Origin of the sequence: Mesorhizobium sp. M7A.F.Ca.CA.002.09.1.1, assembly GCF_003998555.1 — a bacterium.
GTDB lineage: Bacteria > Pseudomonadota > Alphaproteobacteria > Rhizobiales > Rhizobiaceae > Mesorhizobium > Mesorhizobium ciceri.
On the sequence record NZ_RZRR01000935.1, the window covers coordinates 1 to 2,106 of the forward strand.

Sequence of the window (2,106 nt, forward strand, 5' to 3'; positions counted from 1 at the left end):
CGGTTATCCCCGGCCTTCATCCATGGACGAAGGTAGTCGCAAACCCGGGCATCTGGCACTTTGCGTTTCATGCGGTGCCTGAGTTACCGGAGTTGCTGGTGACGGGCCATCAACGCGCCTACTTCGATTTTTTCTTCGATCTGCTCGCCGGCCGTCCCGAAGCATTGACCAATGAAATGCGGGAGACGTTGACGCAGGCCTATGCGAGGCCGGAGGCACTTAAGGCCGGCTTTGATTGGTATCGCGCGTTCAAGCAGGATGCCGAGGCCAATGCCCCGGCGCGCATCGAAGTTCCGATCCTTTATATCCGCGGCGACGCGGATTTTGGATCGATTGACGATTACCTCGAAGGTCTGAGGATGTCTGGCGCAAAGAACCTGCAAGGTCACATGATCGCCAACTGCGGCGAATTCCTGCCGATCGAGGCACCGGCAGAATTCGTCAAGGCGCTGGTGGAATTCGCACCGAGATAGTGAAGCGATCAGCGTTATGCAGGTGCCTACTGGCTCGTGGAAGTTACGCGCCAGACCGTGTTCCCGACATCGTCGGCGATCAGCAGCGCGCCGGATTTGTCGACGGCAACGCCGACGGGCCGCCCGTGCGCCTTGTTGTCCTTGCCGAGGAAACCGGTGACGACGTCCTGCGGCTTGCCATCTGGATGACCGTCTTTAAACGGCACGAAAACGACCTTGTAGCCGTTGAAGCTCTTGCGGTTCCAGCTACCATGCTCGCCAACAAAGGCGCCGTTGCGATAGAGCTCCGGCAGGTTGGTTCCAGTGTAGAACGTCAAGCCCAGAGGTGCGACGTGGGAACTCAAGGCATAGTCGGGAGGGATCGCCTTGGCGACGAGGTCCGGCCGCTGCGGCATCACGCGCGGGTCGACATGCTGACCATAGTAGCTGTACGGCCAACCATAGAACGCGCCGTCCTTGACCGAGGTCATGTAGTCGGGAACCAGGTTAGGACCGAGCTCGTCGCGCTCGTTGATCACAGCCCACAGCGCGCCGCTCTGCGGCTCCCAACTCAGCCCGTTGGGATTGCGCAGGCCGCTCGCGAAAATACGATAGCGGCCAGTGGCCCTGTCGACTTCCCAGATGGCGGCCCGGTCCTTTTCCGCCTGGATGCCGTTCTCGGTGATGTTGCTGTTGGATCCGATGCCGACATACAGCCGAGACCCGTCGGGGCTGGCCACGAGAGACTTTGTCCAGTGGTGATCGATAGGTCCGCCGGGCAATGGCGTCAGCACGGCGCCCGGCGCGGTGATCTTGGTGTCGCCCGACGTGTAGGGATAACGCACGATGGCGTCGGTGTTGGCGACGTAGAGATCGTTGCCGACCAGGGCCACGCCAAAGGGCGAATTGAGATGATCGAGGAAGACCTCCTGGACATCGGGCAGACCATCGCCGTTCGTATCCCGCAGCAGGGTGATACGGTTGCTTCCTTCGGTGCCGCCGCCCGAGGTCGCCATCGACTCGATCCAGCCCATGATCAGGTCTTTCGGCCGCTTGATCGCGGCACCGGGCGGCGCCACGGATTCGACCACCAGAACGTCACCATTCGGCAATGTGTAAAGCGAGCGCGGATGCCTCAAGCCCTTGGCAAAGGCCTGGATTTGCAAACCCTTGGCGACGGTCGGCTTCTCGTCTTGTTTCCAACCGACGACCGACGCGACATGCATGGGCGGCACCAGATACTGAATAGGTTCAGGCAGCGTCGGGTTTGCTCAGACCTGATCGGTGGGATCCGGTTCGTTATCGCTGCATGCGGGCAGCGCCAAAATCGATCCGAACAGCAGACCGAGGCTCGCGATACGCCGGATATGTCTGGCGGAGACATTCATTCGACCACCTCCACTTGAGTGTGGCCGGAGCTCCATCCCAGCAGTCCCAGCAAGAGGATAACGATCACGGCGACGGCGGACAGGATGAGCCCCGTCGGCACGACCGAGGTCCAGGCATCACGGCTGTGCACCAGTGCGTTGAAGAGCGATATGACGAGCACGACGAGGCTGCCAAGGAGATATGGCCATGCAGGCCCGGCTTGACGGGCAAGTCGGCCGGTAGACAAATCGACAAGTGCTGCAAGGACCGCGAGCACGCCTACAAC

General features: G+C 61.0%; 2 protein-coding genes and 1 pseudogene. 1 reads left to right on the top strand and 2 read right to left on the bottom strand.

All coding sequences use genetic code 11. From position 1 onward, the window contains the following. Positions 1–473, top strand: a 473-nt coding sequence (locus tag EN994_RS28550; RefSeq protein ID WP_164746285.1) for an alpha/beta hydrolase, incomplete at its 5' end; no start/stop codon positions are given. A gap of 26 nt (positions 474–499) precedes the next feature. Here the strand turns inward: EN994_RS28550 and EN994_RS28555 are convergent. Then, a pseudogene (locus EN994_RS28555) lies at positions 500–1,840 on the bottom strand (sorbosone dehydrogenase family protein). After that, positions 1,837–2,106, bottom strand: a 270-nt coding sequence (locus tag EN994_RS28560; RefSeq protein WP_127308014.1) for a DUF2231 domain-containing protein, incomplete at its 5' end; no start/stop codon positions are given. The gene EN994_RS28560 and the pseudogene EN994_RS28555, both read right to left, overlap by 4 nt.